Raw genomic sequence first — 22,831 nt, 5'->3', positions numbered from 1 at the left:
CCTCATGAGAACTGACGGATTAGGGATGTGACGACACCCCAGAGGTCTATGGGTCGAGAATCATCTGTGCCTAAACGGGTGACCATGAGTTCGCCGTCTTGGACAGCGACAACGAGGGTGCCGGGTTGACCGGCGAGGGAGCGGTCGACGATGAGTAAATCGCCGGAGTGGACGTCGTCATGGGTGGCCATATCGTCAGCCACACGCATTAGGAAGGTGGCGGCTGAGCGTTTGATTAGGTATTGGTTGAGGTCAAGGCGCTGCTCGATGGCATCGCCTGGGATAGGGAATCCCATGGGAACTCTGGATGACGATAGTTCATTTGTATCAAATACACTAGCTTTCTGCCAAGCATCGGATGTAGGCTAGCAATGGATATAGTCAACCAAACAAGGTATATTGGCAAAATTCAACTATAGCGTTCCTATTTGATTGGTGAGAATGTTCCATACATATGCATTTTGGGAAAGTCAAAGAGTTCCAGGGCACAAAACTGCTCAAATAGAGCTTTGAGGCCAGTGAATGACGGCTTCAATCCAGCCATCTGTCTGACCCAGGTCTTGGCTTGTAACCAAACATCCTCAATCGGATTTTGAGTTGGGTCGTTGGGCGCAAAGCGAATGCAGTGGATACGCCACTGGGATTCTGGCAGTCCTTCATTGAGCTCGTTTAAGCACGCTTGAATCTCCTGAGAACGATGATAACTGGCTCCATCCCATAGAATAATCAAGCGCTGGTTTGGAAACTGACGCTGCAAGAACTTGAGATAGGCCAATGTACAGGTCGTATTGCCGGCAGCGTGGGCCTCAACGAAAACGCGTTTACTCAGCAGGTCCAAGGCCCCATAGTACGTCTGCCGGTCGCGTTCATTGACAATCGGGACCTCAACGCGCTGATTTCGACGTCCCCAAACGTAGCCTTCGAGATCCCCACTCATCAGATGACATTCATCGACAAACAACACCCTCACTTGGCCACATTCAATCTCGGTGCGGTAGCGTGCCAATAGCCGTTGGATGTCGGCTTTTTTTTAGCCACTAGAGCGGGATCGGTTTTGGGGTTGACCTTGCTGGTTTTCTTCCAACTCAGACCAGCGGTCTCGAATAAGTCGTAGTAACTCTGTTTGGACTCATAGCTGACCCCATATTCACTGGCCAGGTGATACTCCAATTCATTCAGTGTCCAGATAGCTTTGGTCCCGAGCCACTCGATAACAGCGGCCTTTTGAGGGGTAACAACTTAAGCCGGGAAAAGTTCTGCGTGTAACGGTTGTATCTGATGTGCTTTATATGACCGTCTAGGCATTGGCAGCTCATCAATCGTACTGAGAATCCATTCAAATAGGTCCGGAAAAGGCTGTCTAAAGAGTCGTTGTGCGGCGGTGGTGCCATCGGGTCGTTTCAGGTCGAAATTGTGAATAATGGTAAGCACCTTCAACGACTGATGAGAAAAGCCTCGGTTGACATGATGGCGCTGCGACAAATAGCCATTGCGCCCTTCGACAGCAGAGGAGGTGCGTTGATACTTTGCACACATCCACTGACACCACTGCACCCAGTGTTGGTGTTGAGGGGCATCCATCTGTAGGGTCATCGTCTGGGCCATGAGCTGATCATAGGCATCGCTAGCGGCCTGTTGATAGCGAGATTTGAGGTGAGGCTGTCGAGTTTTATCAGCTTGTTGTAACCAGTAGACCCAGGGCAACAAGGCTGTCAGTACCCAATTTTGGAGGTCAACCTCCTGAGTTTCAGTGGCTAAGGCCTGGATCACCCACTGCCACCAGGCATGAATCCCCGTGGCAAAATGGGGGATCTGAGCTTGAAAGGTGGCAATCGCTTTTTGAGCCGTATCGCCCCCATAGAGACAAGTCAACTTGCTCAAGGTGCTCAAGGGAACGGTCAGTTGTGTGGTTAAGCCGTCGAAGAATTGCCATTGGGCCGTGTCGAGCGTGAAGGGATGGACCGCTTGGCTAATGTCTGCCAAGGCCTGATGGTAAATGTGTTGATCTTGTTCAAGCTGTTGGTGTTGGTGAGAGAGGGACTCTAGCTGCGAAGACAAGACCTGTTGCTTGGCCTTGTCTGTTGTTTGGCCTAATTGGTGGTGAAGGGTGTCTACTTGTTTTTCAAGCTGAGCGAGTTGACGTCCCAGAGCACTGCCGATAGGACGTCCGAGCGCCCGCATCGCATGGAATAGATCCGCCACACTGGCTGTTCCCAGACCGCAGAGCGCTAGTTTGACCAAGGCACGAGCTCCATCACTGACCATAAAGTGACACTGCCATTGGGTCTGATGCCACCAGGTCTCAGTCTGTTTGAGCCAAGTGTCATAACGGCGGTTCTCACATTCCACTTCTGTAAAAATGAACCCACTGGCTAACTCCACCAGCACCAGAATCGGCAGGCCAAAAAAGGTTTCATCCCCTCCGAGACAGATGCCAGGTTTGTTGACCGGTTGGCACTGCTCGGCTTGCGCCGTTTCGTAGGCCATTATGGCCTCATAGAGACGGTGTTTGAGTTGACGTAGCGCACTCGCAGAACTCCCCACATGGGTATCGAGGTGAACGGCTCTGAAGAACTCCGATAGGCTCTCGGCTCCTACCCCGTGCTTAATGCCAAAGTGATAGATCACCCCCACCACCAGACGTAATAGCCAGGCAGTCCCAGCCGCAGTTTCCCACAAACCTGATTCCGGATGCTGGTTGCGACGTGCAATGGCCTGATGATGACGATGCACACTACTTTTGCTGATGCCAAGGGTGGTTGCTATCGACTCTATCCCTTGCTTTGCATTCGTTTTGATACAATCGGCGACTTTTTGACTGCGCTCTCGTATAGTAAGAGACATCGTTCCCAACTTTACTTTGCATGGGTACGATACATGGCTCTGAGCATTGCTGCAGAGCTCTTTTTCTGGTCTTTGACTGAGGTGTTTATTTATACACACCTGAAAGCTGTATTTATTTCCCGCCTTAAAGAGTTACCCCTTTTGAGCAGCACTCAGATAGCTTTGACGACCTTTATGACGCGGTGCAAAGCTGCTGAGTCCCTCGGCCTCGTATCGCTGCTTCCAGTTTGCAATGAAGCCCATCGACACGTCGAGAATACTGATAATCGATTCGTAGGTATGCCCCTGATAGAGCAGTTTAACTGCTAGGGCTTTCTTCACCTGACGACCATCACGTTGCGTCTTGATGAAGGTTTTCAATTCTTCGATGGCTGCGGTTTGACTGGATACTGGTATCTCCGAACTCATAACGATACGGGGGGAACATGCTCTGATGAATACAATTTCTCAGATCATACCGATCTACCCTCAAGAATCAAGACGGATGACTATACAGTATTGAGTCGATATTTAGTAAATACCTTTTAGTGAAGAGGTAAAAACCTTATCCCACTTATAAATAGTAGATCAGTCTTAATGACTAGAAAACAGAAAATCGTAGTCCAATGAGCAATATTAATGTAAAAGGCTTAGTAGATAATATAAGAGCTAATACAACCATCTTTACACCTATTATCGAGCTAATAGTAAATGCTATTCAAGCAATTGAAGATGCTGGGGTTAATAAAGGTAGAATTGAAATCATAGTTAAACGCTCCCCACAATTAGAAACAGATGGTGCTAAACCTCCGATTGAAGATATTGAGATTAGAGATAATGGTATTGGTTTCAACCAGAAAAACAGAGACTCATTCGATGAACTATACAGTAATTATAAAATTGAAAAAGGTGGAAAGGGTTTTGGCCGATTTATTTGTTTGAAATATTTTGAAAAGGTTTATATTAGAAGCATTTTTTCAGAAAACAAAAAATATCAATCAAGATCTTTTTGGATGGGAAACGACAAAGAGATTATCATTAATGAATTAATTAAAGATTCTGAAAGCAGTAAAACTGGTTCTTCAGTATCTCTACTATCTGTCCTGAACAAGAACTTATTAGACAAACAGATAGATACTATAGCAAGAAGTTTAGTAGAAAAACTTTTACCTTATTTCATATCAGAAAAGTATACTTGCCCAGAAATTATATTGCGAGAAGAAGATGGCAATGAATCTATCAAGTTGAATGACTACATAATAGGTAAAAATGCCCTCATTAAAGAAATTGAAGCACAGGAAAACTGTTTCTTATTAGGTGAAATAGAGCAACAAGATGAGTTTTTAATAAAAGTTTTCAAAATTTACTCTCCAGGAAAACAGCGTAGCAAAATCAGTCTTGTTGCTCACCAGCGAGAAGTTACTGAAACTCCAATTCATAACTATATTCCAGAATTCGCTGAGGAGTTTTATGACAAGTTTTCCGATGGCACACGCAATCAGGATCGTAATTTTATAATTAAAGCATACGTTTTTGGAGAATACCTTAATGACAATGTGTCATTAGAGCGTGGTGACTTTACCTTTGGGAAAGTTCGAGATTTATATCACCCAATAGGGCAAAAACAAATAGAAGAAGAGGCTGCCAAGTTAACAAGTAATGCAATGGTTGAAGAGGTTTCTATCAGAAAGGATAAGAAACAGAAGCAAGTAATTGAATATGTAGAGCAACAAGCTCCATGGCATATTGCTATGTTGAAAGATTTAGATTTTTCAACATTACCATTCAAAGCCAGTGATGAAGAAATTGAACTTGAGCTTCAAAAAGTAAAAATCCATAAAGAAAGTTCAATTAGGAGCAAAATCACTGCAATATTAGAAAATTCTGGGCCTCAAAATGGTGAGCAATCAGTTCAAGAAGTTATCGAGCAGATATCTGAGACAAGTAAAAATGATTTAGTCCATTATGTTGCATCACGCCGACAAATTCTAGATTTTTTTCGCAGAAACATTGAGAAAAATCAGAAAGATAAATATTCAGCAGAGGGCTTATTACACGACATTATATTTCCAAGAAAAGAAGACAGTAAAAGTATTAGCTATGACAATCATAACTTATGGATTATTGATGAAAGATTAAACTTCACCAGCTACCTTTCATCAGATTTACCACTTAAAGGAAAGTCTGATCGGCCAGACATAATTTCTTACAATAAAAGGGTTGCTTTCCGTGGTGATAATGTCACTAGCAATCCGGTTACAATCTTTGAGTTTAAAAAGCCTGGAAGAGATGATTTTGCTAATCCTTCATCTAAAGAGGATCCAGTCGAACAGATTATTCGGTATGTGAATAAGATAGTAGATGGAAAATTTAAGACTCCGAAAGGCCTAAATATTAAGGTTACTGAGAATACGCCTTTTTATGGGTACATAGTATTCGATGTATCTAAAAAAATTGAACATTGGTTAGAACGCCAAAAAGGATTTAAGCCCTTACCAGATGCCATGGGATGGTTTCGTCACGAACCTAACATTAACTGTAACCGTCCCAGGAAAATAAAGAAATCTTAGGGTCCGTCGTACGTGAGCTTCGCTAAGTTGGTGGCATGAGTGAAGAGATCGAAATTGCTGGAGTCAAGGTACCAAGAGCGGACTGGGAGGCAACCCCAGCAAGTATCCGTGCATTGGTGCTGGTTCTTAGCGAGCGCTTGAAGCAACAAGATGAGCGTTTAAGCCAGTTAGAAGAACGATTGAATCAGACCTCACAAAACTCATCAAAACCCCCTTCGAGTGATGGATTCAGCAAGCCTTCAGACGGTAAAAAGAAATATAAAAAGCGGTCTCCACTAGGCCAACCAAGATCGTCACCCCGTCAGGCTCGTAAACTCAAACCCAGCGACGAGTGTGACCAGGTGCATGACGTGATGCCGTCGACGTGTGCAGACTGCGGTGCACCGTTGAGTGGTCACGATAGTCATCCCCACCGTCATCAAGAAATCGAACTACCGCCGATGGAGCCAATGGTGATTGAATATCGCCTGCATCAACTCAGTTGCGGTGTCTGTGGTCAGGTTACCCGAGCGGCTTTACCGCCAGGGGTATCGCCCTTGGGCTATGGGGAACGATTAAGTGCAATCGTGATGCTGTTGAGTGGCCCGTATCGTCACAGCTATCGTCAAGTGTGCGCGCTCATGGCGGACCTGTTTAGCGTTCGTCTCTCTCGTGGGAGTGTCGGTCGCTTGCGCAATGAAATGAGCGACGCCCTCAGCGTACCCGTGGCCGCTGCCAAGGACTATGTTCACACCCAGCCAGTGCTCCATAGTGATGAAACCAGTTTTCCTCAAGGGAATCGGGATGGTCGAAATCCCAAGCAGACGAAAGGATGGTTATGGGTGTTGGTGACACCCCTAGTGAGCTTTTTTGAGGTTGTTCTGAGTCGGTCTCAGAAGACCGCAAAAGGTCTGATTGGTGAATCCTATGAAGGTATCGTGGCCTCTGACCGCTACAGTGCCTATAACTGGATTGCGTTAGACCATCGGCAAGTGTGTTGGGCTCATCTCAAACGAGACTTAACAGCAATGACAGAGCGTATGGGTGTTTCTCACGAGATTGGGAAAGCGTTGCTGCGTCGCCAGCGTCGGCTGTTTCGGTGGTGGCATCAACTGAAAAATAACACGTTGTCCCGTGAGCAGTTTATCCGTCAAGTCACCCAGCTACGGCAAGGATTCAAAACGACGTTAGAAGAGGCTGCTTCACTACCGATTGACCCTCATGAAAAATCTCCGTTGGCGAAGACCGTCAGAACCTGTCGTCGGTTGCTCAAGGTCGAACCTGCGTTATGGACCTTCGTTGCCATCGGAAATGTTGAACCCACCAATAATGCGGCTGAAAGAGCCTTGCGGCCAGCGGTGATTTGGCGGAAAACCAGTTTTGGTTCTCAAGCTCAACACGGTAGTCAGTTTGTTGCACGCTTGTTGACCGTCACTGCCTCGCTCAAGGCTCAGGGCAGAGATATGCTTGATTTCCTCGCTCATGCCTGCTTGGCTGCACGAACTGGAAAAGAGCCTCCTTCGTTGATTCCACAAGATCAACGCTAGGGACGGTTACCATTAACTTATACATGGAAGCTCTAAGTTGGGAAAAGCTTTTAGAGGATGCAGATATGCGAAATAGGATATTTTTCAGCAAGTTAGGCATCTAGCTAGTTTTTACGAATCTAATTAACAAACTAACTGCACTAGATTCTCCTCACCAAGGAAATTAGTGCCAATAAAATTGCTATACGAAGCTCAAAAGCTAAAACACAGCTGCAACTTCCGTGTCTTCTGCCGCACCTCTGGCAAAGGTTCCGGTTCAGCCTCCACCGCCGAACAGTATCTCGCATAGGCACATTGCCCACACTGCTTCCCACACTTAGGCTGCCAATCTTCCTCATCCAACAACCGTAACGCCAGCTCACCAATCACTGCCTTCACCTGTTGCCGATGCCCATAAGTCACCCCATAGGTCACCCGCTCCCCCGTCCGCAAAAACAACAAACTCAGCCGTCGCAACAACTTTCCATAACGCTGCTCCAACGCCAAACTATACAAACCCAACTGCAAATCCACCATGTCAGCCTCAGGTACCCTCGGATTCTTCGCCGACTTATAATCAATCAACTCCAGCCCATCTGCCAAACTATCCAATCGGTCATAACGCCCCGTCAGCTTAAACTCCAAACCATTCACTTGGGTCAAACCTTGAATTCTCCCCTCCGTTGCCAAGGGACGCTGCATCACCCCCAATGGCACAATCTCAGCCTCAAAATACCGCCGCAGAATCTGCCATCCCTCTTCCACCTGGGCCGCCGTCAACGCACCAATCTGATGCTCCCAGCAATAGCGCAACCACTCCTCAGACGGCAACGGATCCTGATAATGCCAATCCTGATACAACTGTGCCAGGGCACCATGCAATGCCGTACCCAAAACAGCCGCACCAAATACTGACGGTTTCTTCAAACCGTACTCATAGCGAAAATAATACGCCCTGGGACACTGGGCATAGGACTGAGCTTAGTTGCCGAAAGAAGGTATGCCATAGCCAGCATTCTACTGCTGACAGCCAGCTACAGCACAGGGCTTTATCAAGTTGTCATAAGAGTGCTGAAGGTTGCCAACTGATGGATCAGTTAAGTTGCGATTGCAAATCCCACATCGAAAAAATTCTATCTTCAACCCTGAGTCCCATAATCCACCTGCTGAATCCACACCTCTTTCCCCGACACCAATCCCAAACCAGCCGCACGCCCCCCCGGCAACTCCAACACCTGGTCCACCGCCTTACTCACCCCATACACCGGACACGGCTCCCCCGAACAAGGCGGCAACTCAGCCAGTACCATCTCCACCTTGCCATCCAACAGAAATACCGCATCAAAATGAATACGCGGCTTCTCTGCAATTAGCTTGATGTAGCATTTCTTTGAATCTACAGACCAGCCTAATCGACACTTAATAGCTCCAGAAGTGGCTGCTCCGAAATAGTTTCCAAGTCAACAGATGTCAATAAACTACTCCAATTATCTCGAAACATGGAGTTTTCGGGTGACTCCCGATAGAGTTCTCCTAAAATAGTGATGGCATTCTGCCAAATACCATTCGATGCATAAATGGAAGCCATTTCCAAAGCTGTGGCATTATCAAGCTGTGTTTGTAAATCAGACGCCAACTCAACCCGTCGGATCCATCCTCCCACCTCAGGCGATAGGGCTGTTGTACCAGATTCACAGTGAGTTAAAAAGAACCATTGATAGGTGGCATCCAATCTCAAAGGGGAGAGCGTTTCGGGGAGAGTAATCTGGACAATGCCTGGGGTTTCATGATGGGAAATAAATGTCTCCTGATAGACTTCATTTCCGCTTTCATCTTGTAAAACAAACTCAAATTCTTGTATATCTTCAGAGGAGTAGGGAACGTAGAACCAAAAAGCAGGCAAGGCTTCTGTTGTCAAACTCAAGACTGATTCATAGTTAGACAGGTAAGCATTATCGGCGGTTTCTGCCGTTTCCTCTAATTTAACCTGGGTGTTGGGCACGAGGGCCGTCAGGCCAGTTTGCTGTTCTGATAACTGACAACTCCCTCGGCTAGCAGCTCCCTGACGACGCCCTGAGTGAGGACGACCGCGATCTTCTAAAGGTGGTGGAGTAAATTCGATATTAGTGTTGATTTGGGTTGACTGAGCCAAGCTGGAGATTGGCACTAAGCATAGCCAGGCAACACCCAGTAAACTGACTGGAAACATTAAGTTGAAAAGTGTGTTAAGTCTTTTCATAATCGTGCTAGATGACCAGTCTTATCTACAGTCAGAATGGTCGTTTTTCCGAGGAAGAACCTACAGTGTTTGGCCGGTTAATGAATTCAGACGTGAGCTGACTGGAAACGACGGTAGGTCGCTACACTCCCTACCGTAATTATGATTACAGTAGATACCGATACCCATGGCAGCCAATAACCAAACCGTGTCAGGCTAAACCAACATAGACTCAATAAACTAAATTGAGCCACTACTCCTACCAATAGTAGCTGTCTCCATTGAGGCTGTGTAGGAATCCAAATGTTAACACCATAAATCGCGACACCACCAAGGGTCGTCCAGCTCACTATCCATAGAATTTCAGCCCAATCAGGCCAGGTTCGAATGAGGGGATGTCCATCCAGGACCGTGCTCAGGAGATGACTCACCATATGGGCCTGTAGAAAAACCCCTGCCGTTTCCTGTAGGCCCATATGTCCATGGCTGTAGGGGGTTAACCAATAGTCTCCAAAGCTGGTGGCAGTGGTACCAATCAGAACAATGCGATCGCGCACAATATCGTCACTCACACGCCCCGCTAACACTTCGTCGAGGGTAACTTGGTCCGCAATTTGATCCGGCGAGGACAAATGGCGATAGTTCAGCAAAATTTGATGTCCCCCAGCATCCATCCCCTGGTAACCTCCACTATGGGGTTCTAATGGCGTAAAGATCACCTCACCTGCCTGTAGATGCCCCTCAGGGGTAACGGTGATGTCCATACCTTGTGCCGACAGATAGTGTAGAGCGATTAAGGCATTCAAAGAATAGCTGGCCGGGCAGGGGGAAGCTGGCTCAGGCGTTATCGACAGTAACTGGCGACGAGTAATGCCATCGGCATCGGTGAGCACATCGCTAAAGCCTACTTGATTGCTGGGCACTTCTGGCGGCGAGGCAATCCCTGGACTATCGTCACGGCTATTGCGAGATTGGCACGTCGCGATCAAATTGGGTAACTGCAGCTGCTCAATGAGTTGTGGCTGACGATCGCTGACTGGAAAATCTCGATAGATATCCAACCCAATCACCCTGGGTTGCATCGGTTCTAGCTTCTCTAACAGCGCTGATAACGCATCATCTGAAAGGGAACCCCGTCTTTGAGCCGCATCCTGAGCCTGAATATCTGCTTCGGTCACCGTGATGATTAACAGTCGCGGATCGGGCAACTGGTGGGAACGGCGTTGCATTAAAAAGTCAAACCCTCGTAATTCCCAAGGCTGGAGTATCCCAGTCTGGCGTAATCCTAAGGTTGTACATACTGAAAAAATGCCAATAATAAGTAGTTCTTTCAGGCCCAGTGTTTGTTGTTGTTGAGGAATGTTGTGGGGTGGCTTGGCTATGTTGTCGAGCTGTGGGGCTGGCCAGGTGGGTGGTTGTTCAACCAGGTGTTGGTAAATCATCGGCAGCCAGGTAGCGCAAGGATATTTGTCTTCTAATCCCTGTAACTTTTCTCGGGCTTCTCGGACTGCAAGATAAAAGGGTACCTGACGGGAAAATGTAGTTAAAAACGATTTGAGAAACACATGGGCGACCGGATCGGGAACTGGTTCTCTCATCACCAGCACCTGAGGAATTTGCAAATCTGCCAGATCATGGGCCAAACCCAGACCGTCACAGGAATTGAAAATAGCGATCTTTAATCCACGCTCAATGGCTTTACTCAGGCCATGTTTCAGTTCAGGCACAGTTAAACTGTCGTCAGGGTTGAGATAAAGTTTCCCGGTGATATCTGTTGCTGACTGCGTTTGACTGGAACTGTGTCCAGCAAAAAAGAGAATATCCCATCCCTGCGGATCCCAAAGAACATCATTTAGCTGTTGACGGTCGGGCTCAACTAAAAATTGCACATCGGCTTGGGATAATTGGTTTAACAATGCCTGGTCAGTTTGTAGCTCCAGCCCCTGACCATGGCCTAAAATGGCCAAAATCCTAACCCTGGAGCGAGGTATCGTCTGCCGTTCAATGCGTTCGTAGGCAGGGGCACTCAGGGCAATTTCGGCTTTTGGGTAGCGATCGCACAAAGCCCAAGTATGCCAGGGCAACCGTTGGAGAGTATACAGCTCAGTTTGTAAAACAATACGAATGTGGTCACTGGGATTTAATCGCTCCAGTAGTTTGTCATATAAAGGGCGAAAGCTATCTGAACTGAGCCAGCGATTAAATTCAGCATTTAATTGCCGAGCAACCGTATCACAGTCATCTATTCTAGAAACATTCTTGGCAAACCCGGTTTTAGCCTCCAGACGATAGGGTGTGCCCATGCGACGGTATGCCCTTTGCCAGCGCTGCAGCGTATGCTGTAGTTGCACAGCAGGCGGTAAATTCCCAGTAAGTTCTACAGTGGGTAATTGACCTGACTCACCAATTTGCAAAATGACATGTAGCCCAGTCTCCAGGCTGCCATTACCAAACTTTAAGGTAACCAACTGCTCCATGGCCCGCTCAAGTCTCACATGACAAATTCTTCGAGGTATTGGACACCATCCAACTGGAGCCGTACCCGAAAGCGCTCACCAGGACGACTGCTGAATTGTAACTGAATATAATTGTCAGCCTGTCTGGCTCGAGCATCCATAAATACAGTATCCGATGTTTCTAGCACTGCCAGTTCAAGGTCAGGGGGAAGGTAAGGTTGACCTTGAGGATGTACCTGTAGCCCAATGTTAATTGCCCCAGATGATTCACTCTGGATTTCCACCAGCATGACAACTTGCACATCCCCCAGATGCACTCCAACATCAATCAGCTTGGCTCGTTTGACATCAAGAAGACTGTCAGCAAAGGGGCCATCAGATACAGCATCCAATGGAGTATCAGTATCCGTTTCATCGACATGTCTAAAGCTAAAGGCCAGACTGACTTGTTCTGGACTAAGCAAGGTTTCCACTGCAAGCCATCCTGCTTCAAATGATTGATTAAGCCATTGGCCAAGTTTGACCGCTGTTGCAGCTAGCTGGGACTGGTCCATATCTGAGAATGTAGCCACTGCGTTCGAGGGCATCAGCTCATGGATACGCTGTAGCAATGTTTCAGGGGGCTGCAGGTCTGAAATGGTTAAGGCTGTTTCACCAACGGTAGGCGTAAAACCCAGTAGATGAGCCATTTTCAAGTTTTCATCAATCCAGACAACCACATACCCGATGCGCAGATCCCATACTTCAGGGGGGACTTCACAACTATTAGCCCCTGTCTGAATAGGTCGGCATTCTAACCGACCCAGCCCTGGCAGCGTCAAGTCAGCAACATCAGTCATCATCTGAGTCACTGGATTCCAGCTATCACTTTGCTCTAAATCGCTGATAATTCCCATCATCTGGCAGTAACCATGGGTAGCAAAAACGGCTAGCGTATTTAGCTGCACCTGCTCTGACTTGATGGCAGTCGGCTGAGCACTGGCAAATTGCTGGGCCATGGTGCGGGCCTGTTCAGTAATGGGAAGCGGCACTGCTTGAGGGTATAGCGTTAACTGTGTGGTCATCATCTTTCTCTGGCGTAATAGTAATCAGACACAATGGGTTTATAGATAACCCTGGACTCGACCAAATTCTTTTAATAATGGAATGCACTGACGCTGGTAAAAGCTACTCAAGGTACTCACAGACACCTCTAGCTGTGCAGCTAACTCTTTCCATGGAGTTTCTGGCGGCAATCGCTTTAGAATCAGCAGCTGACAGGTAATCTGAGGCTGACCTTTAATGTGGGTGTCAGCCAGGACGCCATCAGCATCGGCCTCTGCCCAGGCTTGAACTTCTGCCAGCAGCGGGGGAATATCTGGTGGGGCAGGTAAGCTGTCAATCGGGTCCAAAGGTTTTCCCTCTGAATCTGAGGAAGTGGATGGATATGCCGTGGTAGCGTATTGCTTTTGTGTATTGATGTAGCCGTCCTGGAGGCGACGCTTAAGGTAAGCGTTTAACCAGGTAACGACATTAGCCTTGTCAGGATCGTAAGCGCAACCAGTTGTTGCTTCGCACAGATTACGACAAAAGTAGATCCAGGTCTGCTGTAGAGCATCTTGATAGTAGGGGGCTTGGTCCCGCCAAAGCTGATTGGAAATCAGGCGAATGATTTGGGTCAGGTGAGTCTGTCTTTTCAGACTACCTGGAGGATGACAACAGGCCTCAGCAATTAGTTTTTCGACGGTTTCCTGGAGTTCACTCATGCCTGATCAGTCACCCTTGCAAACGTCAGTTTAAGTTAGCGATCTTTGGACGGTCATCTAAATAACCTATCAGGAAGATTGATAACTTTTACGCGGACGTTTATGTGAAAGTTCACTAAGTTGAGAGGCTAACTCGCCACTCTTGCTTGGGCATCATTAAAGCAAAAATTTGGAACTAAGACAGTGAGTCGTGAGCCGTAATTGATAAACCACGTCCAAGTTGAAACCTGTCGTTTCCTCTACGGTAACATTCCAGTTCTGGACGTGGACAAGGTTTATATCAAGTTTAGCCACGTCTTGCCCATGACTTGCCAAGTCAAAATCTTCGTCTTGACAGACCACTTGGCAATAGCAGTAATTTTAGATTCTAACTTAAGGGCAAATTACTGCTTGAGGCAGGTCAAAAAATAAAAAGGGGCTGCCATTAGACAGATCCCCTTTATGAATAAAATCTTTGGACTAGTTGAGTACTTGGGAAGATACTGATAGAACTCTCTCTACCCAGGAATCATTAGGGAACGAGAGGAGCATTCGCATTTCGATAAAAGATGGCAACGTCACTAATGCTGACGTTGCCAGTTCCACCAGTTACCCGAAACTCGATATTGTTTTCTCCAGATTTCGGAGAATTTATAATATTGACTGAAAGGGTTCTATCGATATCTCCGCCGATTTTCAGTCCAGGGGAATTTCAGAGGAAGTTTTCCCTCTTACTCCATTCCCGTCACCCTAGTCTCAACCTAAAAATTTAGGCTTGACAGACTACTAGAAAAGCGGTTTCAACGGACATAAGGGTTAATCTGTAGCCACTTACAAACTAAGCGATTGTTTTCGACAACCCAGGTAGCCGTTAGCCGAGCTTTGGTTTGAGCAGTGGGCATTTGAGTCTGGAATTTATCAGTCTTAGGGGCCAGGGTTTGAACAGGTGCAGTCATGACAATTTTCTCCAAATAATGTGATCAAGGTTAGGGATCTGCCAAAAAATAAAATCTCTGGCTGAGAGAAGGAAAAGGGGTAAAGGAACAAGGGTAAGGGGCTATTGGCAGGTACCTTATTTACCGGCAAGCCCCTAGGGCCCATTTTTTTACTCCTTCTGACCATGGGTGGGATGGAACATGAGATCGGAAAGTCCTCCAAAGGATTAATGCTTTGACGTTAGTCTCGCTCGCTTCAGTCTTACTGTTCCATCTCTGATCACTCTTAAAGAGGATACAGCGTTTCTCACATGCGCTGAATATATCCCCATTGCCCATTGCCTCACCTTGCCAATATATTCATCCCAATCGAGAATGCGATAAGCATTAGCTAACAAGAAACTTGTTCAGCAGCCTCATATTGTCCTGGAATCGGCACATCAGGCTGAAACACTTGGCGTAATGTGGCCATATCCATCACCATGGCGCATGTTGCGATTGCCATTAGTCCTGTCAAGACTAAAAGACCAAGCAGACTGGTCCAATCGGGGTTAGCGGATCGGATGATGTGAGGTTTTGGTATTGATACCTTAGTCACATTCAATTATTCGAGAGAATAAGGCTTTGACGGAGCCAATGGTTTTGGTGTAGTCAAAATACGGACAAATTCTAAAATCATGGATAACTCCTTACAAACCAAAATGGGTTTGTAAAAAAGGTGTTTTTTGAGTTGTTCTTTGTTTTGTCTGACGATGCTTACTGATTGAACACTGTTAGGTTGATGGACTGTGCCTTGGAACTTGGCGAAAGGTGCGATCTCACATTGAGTAAATTGCAAGTGAGATCGCTAGTACGTGAACATAAACATGAAAATCATTCTTTGAGTCAATAATGCCTGGTACCAGCCTCCTTAAAGGATTAGTTAGTGGATATCAGATACTTCAAACAGATTTTCTGTAAGCGTCTATTGACCTATCAGGGGAGGTTCTAGAAATTATGCAGAGTGACGCAACTTTTTTAGGATGAGTATGAAACTAAGCTCGACTTAATACATTAAGTGATATAACAAACCCAGTCAGACCAAGGACTGAGGCGTTAGATAAAAGCATGGTACTGCTGGATTATGCCGAGCCATTGCCCTACCAGCAAGGCTGCTCAGCTCCTGCAACAAGCACTTGACCAGTAGCACTCGCTCACACTCTAATGTCCTACTTAAACAAATTCAGCCCGGTCACAGCGGCTGGGGTAAATCCAAGTCAGTGGCTAGGCATTCTGTTTGAGGGCCAGGCATTACGATTCACCACGTCAAGGCCTTGAAATAAATATATAGCTCAAACAGTTTCAGGGTTTACCCGGAGAAAGCTTTGATATTAAAATGATGTTCGGCAACATGTTTATAATCAAAGCATTTGTGATTTAGATCGAGTATCGAAAAGTAGAAAGGGAAACACTGTATTCGAAGCGATTGGGAATCACCATAACTTCCAGGAGTAGAGGATATAAACATGAGTCAGCCTTTAAACCACTGGTCTTGTTACCTTAACCTCATTAGCTATTTGGCTTGTGGGACTAGTGTTTTTTTAGTCGCACCTGCATTAGCTCAAAGCAACCTTATCCCTGACAACAGTTTAGGAGCAGAAAATTCTCAAATTATTCCCAATCAAACTATCGATGGTTTATCTGTAGACATCATTGATGGTGGGGCTGTTAGAGGTTCCCACTTGTTTCACAGTTTTATCGAATTCAATGTTGATGAAGGGCGAGGGGCTTACTTTAGCAACCTTCCTAGCATTGAGAATATTTTTAGTCGAGTAACTGGTGAGAATGCTTCAGCAATAGACGGTACGTTAGGCGTATTGGGCGATGCAAATTTGTTCTTGCTAAATCCGAATGGGATTATCTTTGGTCCCAATAGTCGCTTAGATGTGGGCGGTTCCTTTTTCGCCAGTACTGCCGACAGCGTCTTATTTAACGAGTATGAATTTGACACTGTTAATCCAACAGCTCCGCCTTTGCTAACGATTAGCCAACCGGTGGGGCTGCAAGTTGGGCAAAATCCAGGGGACATTGTGGTTCGTAGTCAACCGATTTCTTTTACGGCAGGAAACATCACTGAAGTCGCTGATGCAGGGCCTTTACTAGATACAGCCCAAGTTGCTAATGATGCAGGATCATCGGTACCCAACACCATCACGGGCGAACTCGCCGAGAATAATGATGTTGATTTGTACAGGCTCTTACTGCCCGCAGGCTCTTCATTTTCGGCGAGCACGGTCGGCGGAACCGATGTGGATACAATTGTTTTCTTGTTTGATGAAAACGGACTGGGGATTATTGGCAATGATGATGATGTAGGGCTTCAATCGACGTTGCCTGCTCAAGAAGTAACCGCATCAGGAGAATTTTATTTAGGTCTATCTAGTTTTAACAATCGCCCCATAAGTGCAGGGGGAGATATTTTTTCACTTAATGACTTTAGACCGACAGGGCCAGGGTCGGTCTTGCCCTTAGCAGGCTATACAGACAATGGCCAAGAGAGTGGAGCTTACACAATTTTTCTGGATGTTCTGAGTTCGGATCCTAATGATGTGGGCGGCTTACAGGTGCCTGCAGGTGAAACCCTGACGTTGCTGGGGGGAGATGTTCGCCTGGAAAGCGGACAAATTCTGGCACCAGGGGCAGATGTGCAGTTGGGCGGATTGAATGCAGCAGGGGTGATTACGTTAGACGCGAATCAGAGGATTGCTTTTCCTGAAAATGTTGTCCGTGGGGATGTTTTGTTCGAGGCCGGAGCCACAGTGAATGTACAAGGGGATGGTGATGGGAGCGTTGCCATCTTAGCTGACACCCTTAGCCTGACTCAGGCGAGCGAGATTGTGGCCGGAATTAGGGCAGACGCGACGAGCGGCAATGGGGCAGGGGATATTGTTATCAATGCCTCTAATCTAGTGGAACTTTTGGATGGAACACGAATCGAGGCCAGTACCTTTGGTCTGGGCAATGCTGGGCAAATCGTGGTGAACACCGGTACTTTTCGTGCTCAGGGAGCATCTAGTGAAGTTTTACGTCGCAGTGGCGGCATTTTCAACAATGTCGAAGAGGATGCTGTAGGAAACTCTGGAGGGATCGTGGTGGAAGCTTCTGAAAGGGTCGAACTCCTGGATGGAGCAGGCATCTTTAGCGAAGTTGGAAGAAACGCTGTGGGGAACTCTGGGGGAATTGTATTAGAAGCATCTGACAGTGTTGAACTCCTTAATAAAGCAGGACTCGAGGCCAATACCGCTGGTCAGGGCAATGCTGGGCCCATCGTCGTAAACACCACTATCTTTCGTGCGCAGGACAGTGATGTTGTCAGCGAAGTCGAACCGTTCGCTGAGGGAAACTCTGGGGGAATTGTTTTGGAGGCTTCAGAAAGTGTTGAACTTCTGGATGGGACATTAATCCTTAGCAATACTTCTGGTCAAGGAAATGCCGGACCCATCGAAGTGAACACCACTACCTTTCGCGCACAGGGAACAGGCAGTTTCGGTGTCCCGAGTACTGTTTTTAGTGAAGTCAGATCTCTCGCTGTGGGGAATTCTGGAGGAATTGTGTTAGAAGCATCTGAGAGCGTCGAACTCCTGGATGGGGCACAACTTGCTGCCAGTAACTCTGGTCAGGGCAATACTGGTCCAATCGCCATAAACACCAATACCTTTCGCGCTCAAGGAGAAAGCAGCCGAGGACGGAGCGGTGTTATCAGCGAAATTGAAGGATTTGCTGAGGGGAACTCTGGGGGCATAGTCCTGGAGGCTTCTAACAGCGTTGAACTCTTGGATGGGGGACGACTCAGTACCACTATTAGAGATCGGGGTGCAGGCACTGTTGGCTCAATAGTGGTGGACACCAATACCTTTCGCGCTCAGGGAGAAGCTAGCAACGGTGATAACAGTGGTGTTTTCAGCTTTAACTTCACGTTCGATGAGGATGAGCGCTCTTCTGGAAAAATTGAATTAGTAGCATCTGACAGCATCGAACTCCTGGATGGGGCACAACTCATTACCAATACCTTGAATCAGGGCAATGCTGGGCAAATCGTGGTAAATACCACCACATTTCGTGCTCAGGGAGCATCTAGCAATGGTGATAACAGTGGCGTTTTCAGCCAAGTCGAGTCCAGCAGCATATCAGAGAGGTCTGAAGGAGATTCTGAGGGGATTATATTGGAGGCGTCTGAGAGCATCGAACTACTGGATAGGGCAGGGCTCGCTGCCAGTACCTCGGCGTTGGGAAATGCAGGAGAGATCACCATCGCCACCCCCAACTTAAGCCTTGCGGATGCTGCCTTTATTTCAACCGAGACTACTGGTGCAGGTAACGCTAGTTCCATCAGGGTTGAAGCATCAGAAGCCGTAACCCTAGGACAAAACACCCGTCTGACTGCTGAAACTTCTGGTGCTGGTGCCCCCGGTGACATTGAAATCACGGCCCCAATCCTTACCATTGGTCAGAATGCAGAACTCAGTACCACCATTACCGCAGACTCTACCAACCAGGCAGGCAACAGCGATATCAAGCTCAATACCTCGGTGTTAGATATCTCCGGTGAACTGGGGGTCTTTGCCGAAACCAACAGCGCTGCACCCGCAGGAGACTTATCCATCCAACCCACTAGCCATGATACCGATTTAAATATTCAATTCAGAGACAATGGTTTTATTGCTGCTCGCACGACAGCCACTGGCATCGGCGGTGGTATTGAGATTACGGCCCCTGAAACTATTAATATTCAGGGGCAAGGACGGGTCTCGGTTGAGACCCTGGGACAAGGTGATGCAGGGCAGGTGACACTGACGGCTCCGGAAGTCACCCTCAAGGAGGGAATAACCATCGCAGCAACTACCACAGCATCAGGCCAAGCAGGAGACATACTCTTGGACGTTGCCGACAGTCTGACTATTGATAATAGTACTGTTGAATCCAGTACAGGCCCTGTTTCGTCCGGATTGGGGGGGAATATTTTCATCGGTAATGAGATTGTCGAGCAAGGTGGAGAGCCTGTAATTCTCCAAAGCACTCCTGAGGTCGCTTTAAATAACGGTGGGCGGATTACGGTCAACTCCGAAGGGCAAGCTCAGGGGGGGAATATCACGACAACCGCTGACCAACTAACGTTAAACAACGGTAGTGCCATCACCGCCACCACGCGCAGCAGTAATGGGGGTAACCTGACCTTCACCCTGGAAGATGTCTTAGTGTTGCGCAACGGTAGCACTCTCTCTGCTACTGCCGGAACCGCCCAAGCTGGCGGTGATGGTGGCAATATCAGCATTACTGGTCCCAATAGTTTTCTCGTTGCTGTTCCTGATGAAAACAGCGACATCACTGCCAATGCCTTTGAAGGTAATGGCGGCAATATCAACATCACCGCCCGAAATATCCTTGGTCTAGAATTTCGCCCCAAGCTAACACCCCTCAGTGACATCACCGCCAGCTCCGAGTTTGGCCTATCGGGCACTGTCACTCTCAATACCCCCAACCTTGATCCCGCTCAAGGACTGATTGAGTTACCGACCGACCTCGTAGATAGGAGCAACCAAATTGATCAACGCTGCCTGACTGATACTGGCCAAGGGCAGAGTGCATTTGTAGTAACCGGTCGCGGCGGATTACCCCCCACCCCCAATGATGTAGTACGTAGTGAATCACCTGGATTGATAGACCTAGAAATTTATGGAAACCCCAATACCCTCACCCAGAGTACAGACACTAATGCAAAACCCACTGCCCTAACCCCAACAACCAATCGTCCAACACATCTAGTCGAAGCTCAGTCTTTTGTCATGAATGACTCTGGCATCGTTGAGCTGTTAGCCCAGGCTTCCCAGGCAACAGCCCAGTTAATCTCTTACAGTGGTGCATGCCCATCCAGACCATGAGAAGATATCTAAGGAAATTTTCATTGGGTTACTTCTGCCTATCTTTAGTCACAGTGCTAGGCATAGGCATCCTCTGGTACCCGCCACCAGCACCAGCCAGCCAGCCAGCCTTAGTTCAGACGCCAGATACTGAAATTAACTCTCTCAACAGCCTAACTGCACAACAGACAGATAGGTCATCATCCAGCCTAATTCAACAGGGACGAGACCTATACAAAGCAGGTAATTACAAAACAGCTATCCAGGTTTGGCAACAAGCCGTTGACCAACTGGTCGCCCAGGGAAACTGGCTGAGTCAGGCCAGTGTACATAGCCATCTGGCTCTGGCCTATCAAAATATAGGCCAGAGCCCCCAGACAGATGAGGCCATTAGCACTAGTCTACAACTGCTCGACAGTAACCCATCACCCGACCAACCTGACTACTGGAGTAGTCGAGGCCAGGTGCAAAGTACCCAGGGGACCATATATTTATTGAGATCGCAACCCACAGATGCCCTCAGCTCTTTTCAGCAGGCCGAGCGGGATTACCGCCAGGCCAGTAACAACAATGGCATTCTCCGCAGTCAGGTTAACCAGGCCCAGGCCTTGCAAGCACTAGGCTTTTACCGTCGAGCACTCAACACCCTCACAGACCTGAATCCTCCCCTTGCAGACCGTTCGCCCTCATTGAGCCAAATAACAGGGTTGCGCAACCTGGGAGATCTGCTCCGGATTACGGGCGACCTTGAACAATCTCAAACAGTGTTGGAACAAAGTCTCACATTGGCCCAACAGCTAGGCGATCCCATCGAAACAGCCAAAATCCGCTTTAGCTTAGGCAATACGATCCAGGCGCAGGGAAATACGGACCAGGCCCTAAACTATTTTGAGCAAGTCTCTGTTCAGCCAGTTTCATCCTCCTTACGGCTAAAGGCCAACATTACCCGACTCAGTTTACTGTTTGAAACCGGCAAAACCGATGTGGCGACTTCACTCCTTGCCGATATCCGCACCCAGTTAACTAATCAGCCTGTTGGTCGCACTAGCGTTTACACCCGGCTCGTCCTGGCCCGTAACTTGCTGGATCATGCCGAACCACTACCCACCAACGAGACCGCTCAACTCCTGCAACAAGCACTTGACCAGGCCCAAGACCTCAGGGATCGTCGTGCTGAGTCTTACGCAATGGGCTACTTAGGAGAACTCTACAACCGAACAGCCAATCTGTCTGAGGCACAGGTCCAGTTAGCATCCGCCCTGGCAATTGCACAAAACCTCAATGCTGCTGACATTGCCTATCGCTGGCAGTGGCAGCTGGGCCAACTGTCGCGTCAACAGGGTAACCTGACAGATGCCACCACAGCCTATAGCGATGCGGTCAAAAGCCTACAATCCCTACGCAACGAGCTAGTAGCCATTAACCCCGATATTCAATATGACTTTCGAGAAAAGGTCGAACCTGTTTATCGAGAACTGGTAGATTTATTGTTGACTCCGTCTTCTACAGAATCCAACATTAGCCAAAACAAGCTATTACAGGCTAGAGATGTGATTGAATCCCTGCAGCTAGCAGAACTAGAAAATTTCTTTCGAGAACCCTGCTTGGCAGTTCGACAACAAATCGATCAGGTAGTTGATGATGGCCAGTCTGCCACCGCTGTTTTATATCCCATTATCTTGCCAGATCGGCTAGAAGTCATTCTGAAACTCCCCAATCAACCCCTGCAACATTATGCAACGCCTCTGGCCCAAACCGATCTAGAAGTCATTATTAATGATTTACGTCAACAAGTTGTGCGTTCCTTCGGTCTTAGAAGCACCCAATCCCTGGCAAAACAAATTTATGACAGTCTGTTGAAACCGGCAGAGTCCGCCCTGGAAGAAGCCCAGGTTGATACCCTCATTTTTATTTTGGATGGGGCATTACGCAACATTCCGATGGCAACGCTCTACGACGGACAACAATATTTAGTCCAAAAGTATAGCCTGGCCCTGGCACCGGGTCTCAAGTTGGTAGACCCAAAGCCGTTGGCGGAACAAGACCTAGCTGCCATTACAGCTGGTTTAAGTGAATCTCGTCATGGCTTTATTCCCCTACCTTTTGTAAATGTTGAAGTCGAGCAAATTCAATCAACCTTAGATAGTCGTGTCTTGTTAAATGAAACCTTTACAGAAAGTGCGTTAACAGATGCAATCAACCAAACTCCTTTTCCAGTGGTGCATCTTGCCACACATGGTCAGTTTAGTTCTAATCCAGAGGAAACATTTATCCTGGCCTGGGATAACCCAATTCAAATTAATGCATTAAATCGCCTGTTGCGAAACAGTGAACAAAGTCGCCAGGATGCCATTGAACTATTGGTGTTAAGTGCCTGTGAAACAGCAACTGGCGATAAACAAGCCGCACTAGGGTTAGCTGGCGTTGCTGTACGTGCAGGTGCTCGCAGTACCCTGGCCTCACTCTGGAATATAGATGATGAAACCAGTGCAGTCTTAATGCAGCAGTTTTATCAAGTACTGATAGATAATCCTACTACTAAAGCCAGCGCACTACGGCAGGCTCAGCTAGCTCTACTAAAAAATCCTCGATACCAGCATCCTCGATATTGGGCACCCTACGTGCTGGTGGGTAACTGGCTGTAAATATAGTTTGGTGAAGGCAATGATAATGCTCTCGACTTATTAGTCGACCCTAAGCTAG

Annotated in this window: 15 protein-coding genes and 1 pseudogene; 4 read left to right on the top strand and 12 right to left on the bottom strand. The window is 47.4% G+C overall.

What is annotated here, in order from left to right; translation table 11 throughout:
• Nucleotides 1-2: 2 nt before the first annotated feature.
• The 5 genes from U2F10_RS35760 to U2F10_RS35740 all read right to left on the bottom strand — a co-directional run bounded on the left by U2F10_RS35760 (nt 3) and on the right by U2F10_RS35740 (nt 3,252).
• On the bottom strand, nt 3-296 hold the full coding sequence (locus U2F10_RS35760) for a LexA family protein (RefSeq protein WP_499874841.1): 294 nt from the start codon (nt 294-296) through the stop codon (nt 3-5).
• Between the two features lie 128 nt (nt 297-424).
• Nucleotides 425-1,006 (bottom strand): transposase, encoded by a 582-nt coding sequence (locus U2F10_RS35755; RefSeq protein ID WP_499874840.1) that lies wholly within the window; start codon nt 1,004-1,006, stop codon nt 425-427.
• Nucleotides 967-1,179, bottom strand: a complete 213-nt coding sequence (locus U2F10_RS35750) for a winged helix-turn-helix domain-containing protein (RefSeq protein ID WP_499874864.1) — start codon at nt 1,177-1,179, stop codon at nt 967-969. The genes U2F10_RS35755 and U2F10_RS35750 overlap by 40 nt, the downstream gene beginning before the upstream one ends.
• 60 nt (nt 1,180-1,239) lie before the next feature.
• Entirely contained in the window at nt 1,240-2,844 is a 1,605-nt protein-coding gene (locus U2F10_RS35745; protein ID WP_499872382.1) for a DUF6399 domain-containing protein, read from the bottom strand.
• Between the two features lie 132 nt (nt 2,845-2,976).
• On the bottom strand, nt 2,977-3,252 hold the full coding sequence (locus U2F10_RS35740; RefSeq protein ID WP_499874839.1) for a helix-turn-helix domain-containing protein: 276 nt from the start codon (nt 3,250-3,252) through the stop codon (nt 2,977-2,979).
• A gap of 197 nt (nt 3,253-3,449) precedes the next feature.
• Between U2F10_RS35740 and U2F10_RS35735 the strand changes: the two genes are divergently transcribed.
• On the top strand, nt 3,450-5,393 hold the full coding sequence (locus U2F10_RS35735) for an ATP-binding protein (RefSeq protein ID WP_499874838.1): 1,944 nt from the start codon (nt 3,450-3,452) through the stop codon (nt 5,391-5,393).
• Nucleotides 5,394-5,428: 35 nt separating this feature from the next.
• The gene (gene tnpC / locus U2F10_RS35730; protein WP_499870809.1) at nt 5,429-6,919 is read left to right on the top strand and encodes an IS66 family transposase; all 1,491 of its coding nucleotides are present in this window, start codon (nt 5,429-5,431) and stop codon (nt 6,917-6,919) included.
• A 192-nt stretch (nt 6,920-7,111) separates the two neighbouring features.
• Here tnpC and U2F10_RS35725 read toward each other — a convergent pair.
• The 7 genes and pseudogenes from U2F10_RS35725 to U2F10_RS35695 form a co-directional block, all read right to left on the bottom strand.
• Nucleotides 7,112-7,914 (bottom strand): annotated as a pseudogene (locus tag U2F10_RS35725) (RecB family exonuclease).
• A 123-nt stretch (nt 7,915-8,037) separates the two neighbouring features.
• Nucleotides 8,038-8,250 carry a DUF192 domain-containing protein gene (locus tag U2F10_RS35720; protein WP_499874863.1) on the bottom strand — a complete coding sequence of 71 codons (213 nt, stop codon included), beginning with the start codon at nt 8,248-8,250 and terminating at the stop codon, nt 8,038-8,040.
• Between the two features lie 56 nt (nt 8,251-8,306).
• Nucleotides 8,307-9,137: a DUF928 domain-containing protein gene (locus tag U2F10_RS35715; RefSeq protein WP_499874837.1), complete on the bottom strand. Its 831-nt coding sequence runs from the start codon at nt 9,135-9,137 to the stop codon at nt 8,307-8,309.
• An 86-nt stretch (nt 9,138-9,223) separates the two neighbouring features.
• On the bottom strand, nt 9,224-11,611 hold the full coding sequence (locus tag U2F10_RS35710) for a CHASE2 domain-containing protein (protein ID WP_499874836.1): 2,388 nt from the start codon (nt 11,609-11,611) through the stop codon (nt 9,224-9,226).
• Entirely contained in the window at nt 11,608-12,639 is a 1,032-nt protein-coding gene (locus tag U2F10_RS35705) for a DUF1822 family protein (RefSeq protein ID WP_499874835.1), read from the bottom strand. Before U2F10_RS35705 ends, U2F10_RS35710 begins: the two co-directional genes overlap by 4 nt.
• A gap of 36 nt (nt 12,640-12,675) precedes the next feature.
• Nucleotides 12,676-13,317 carry a sigma-70 family RNA polymerase sigma factor gene (locus tag U2F10_RS35700; RefSeq protein WP_499058265.1) on the bottom strand — a complete coding sequence of 214 codons (642 nt, stop codon included), beginning with the start codon at nt 13,315-13,317 and terminating at the stop codon, nt 12,676-12,678.
• 779 nt (nt 13,318-14,096) lie between these two features.
• Nucleotides 14,097-14,252 carry a hypothetical protein gene (locus tag U2F10_RS35695; RefSeq protein ID WP_163670229.1) on the bottom strand — a complete coding sequence of 52 codons (156 nt, stop codon included), beginning with the start codon at nt 14,250-14,252 and terminating at the stop codon, nt 14,097-14,099.
• A 1,484-nt stretch (nt 14,253-15,736) separates the two neighbouring features.
• On the opposite strand from U2F10_RS35695, the gene U2F10_RS35690 reads away from it, so the two are divergent.
• Together U2F10_RS35690 and U2F10_RS35685 are read left to right on the top strand one after the other, a co-directional pair.
• Complete coding sequence (locus tag U2F10_RS35690) at nt 15,737-20,149, top strand: two-partner secretion domain-containing protein (protein WP_499874834.1); 4,413 nt, start codon at nt 15,737-15,739, stop codon at nt 20,147-20,149.
• A 23-nt stretch (nt 20,150-20,172) separates the two neighbouring features.
• Nucleotides 20,173-22,773 (top strand): CHAT domain-containing protein, encoded by a 2,601-nt coding sequence (locus U2F10_RS35685; RefSeq protein WP_499874833.1) that lies wholly within the window; start codon nt 20,173-20,175, stop codon nt 22,771-22,773.
• Nucleotides 22,774-22,831 lie beyond the last annotated feature (58 nt).

This window comes from Leptothoe sp. EHU-05/26/07-4 (assembly GCF_043421015.1).
GTDB classification, from domain to species: Bacteria; Cyanobacteriota; Cyanobacteriia; order Phormidesmidales; family Phormidesmidaceae; genus Leptothoe; species Leptothoe turfae.
The sequence above is the reverse complement of the archived record's forward strand: the minus strand, read 5'-3'. Positions and strand labels throughout refer to the sequence as shown.

What these genes read in the sequence shown, in the direction of transcription:
- U2F10_RS35760 (WP_499874841.1), bottom strand. Translation starts at nt 296, where the DNA reads ATGGGATTCCCTATCCCAGGCGATGCCATCGAGCAGCGCCTTGACCTC.
- U2F10_RS35745 (WP_499872382.1), bottom strand. Translation starts at nt 2,844, where the DNA reads ATGTCTCTTACTATACGAGAGCGCAGTCAAAAAGTCGCCGATTGTATC.
- U2F10_RS35740 (WP_499874839.1), bottom strand. Translation starts at nt 3,252, where the DNA reads ATGAGTTCGGAGATACCAGTATCCAGTCAAACCGCAGCCATCGAAGAA.
- U2F10_RS35735 (WP_499874838.1), top strand. Translation starts at nt 3,450, where the DNA reads ATGAGCAATATTAATGTAAAAGGCTTAGTAGATAATATAAGAGCTAAT.
- tnpC (WP_499870809.1), top strand. Translation starts at nt 5,429, where the DNA reads ATGAGTGAAGAGATCGAAATTGCTGGAGTCAAGGTACCAAGAGCGGAC.
- U2F10_RS35715 (WP_499874837.1), bottom strand. Translation starts at nt 9,137, where the DNA reads ATGAAAAGACTTAACACACTTTTCAACTTAATGTTTCCAGTCAGTTTA.
- U2F10_RS35705 (WP_499874835.1), bottom strand. Translation starts at nt 12,639, where the DNA reads ATGATGACCACACAGTTAACGCTATACCCTCAAGCAGTGCCGCTTCCC.
- U2F10_RS35700 (WP_499058265.1), bottom strand. Translation starts at nt 13,317, where the DNA reads ATGAGTGAACTCCAGGAAACCGTCGAAAAACTAATTGCTGAGGCCTGT.
- U2F10_RS35695 (WP_163670229.1), bottom strand. Translation starts at nt 14,252, where the DNA reads ATGACTGCACCTGTTCAAACCCTGGCCCCTAAGACTGATAAATTCCAG.
- U2F10_RS35690 (WP_499874834.1), top strand. Translation starts at nt 15,737, where the DNA reads ATGAGTCAGCCTTTAAACCACTGGTCTTGTTACCTTAACCTCATTAGC.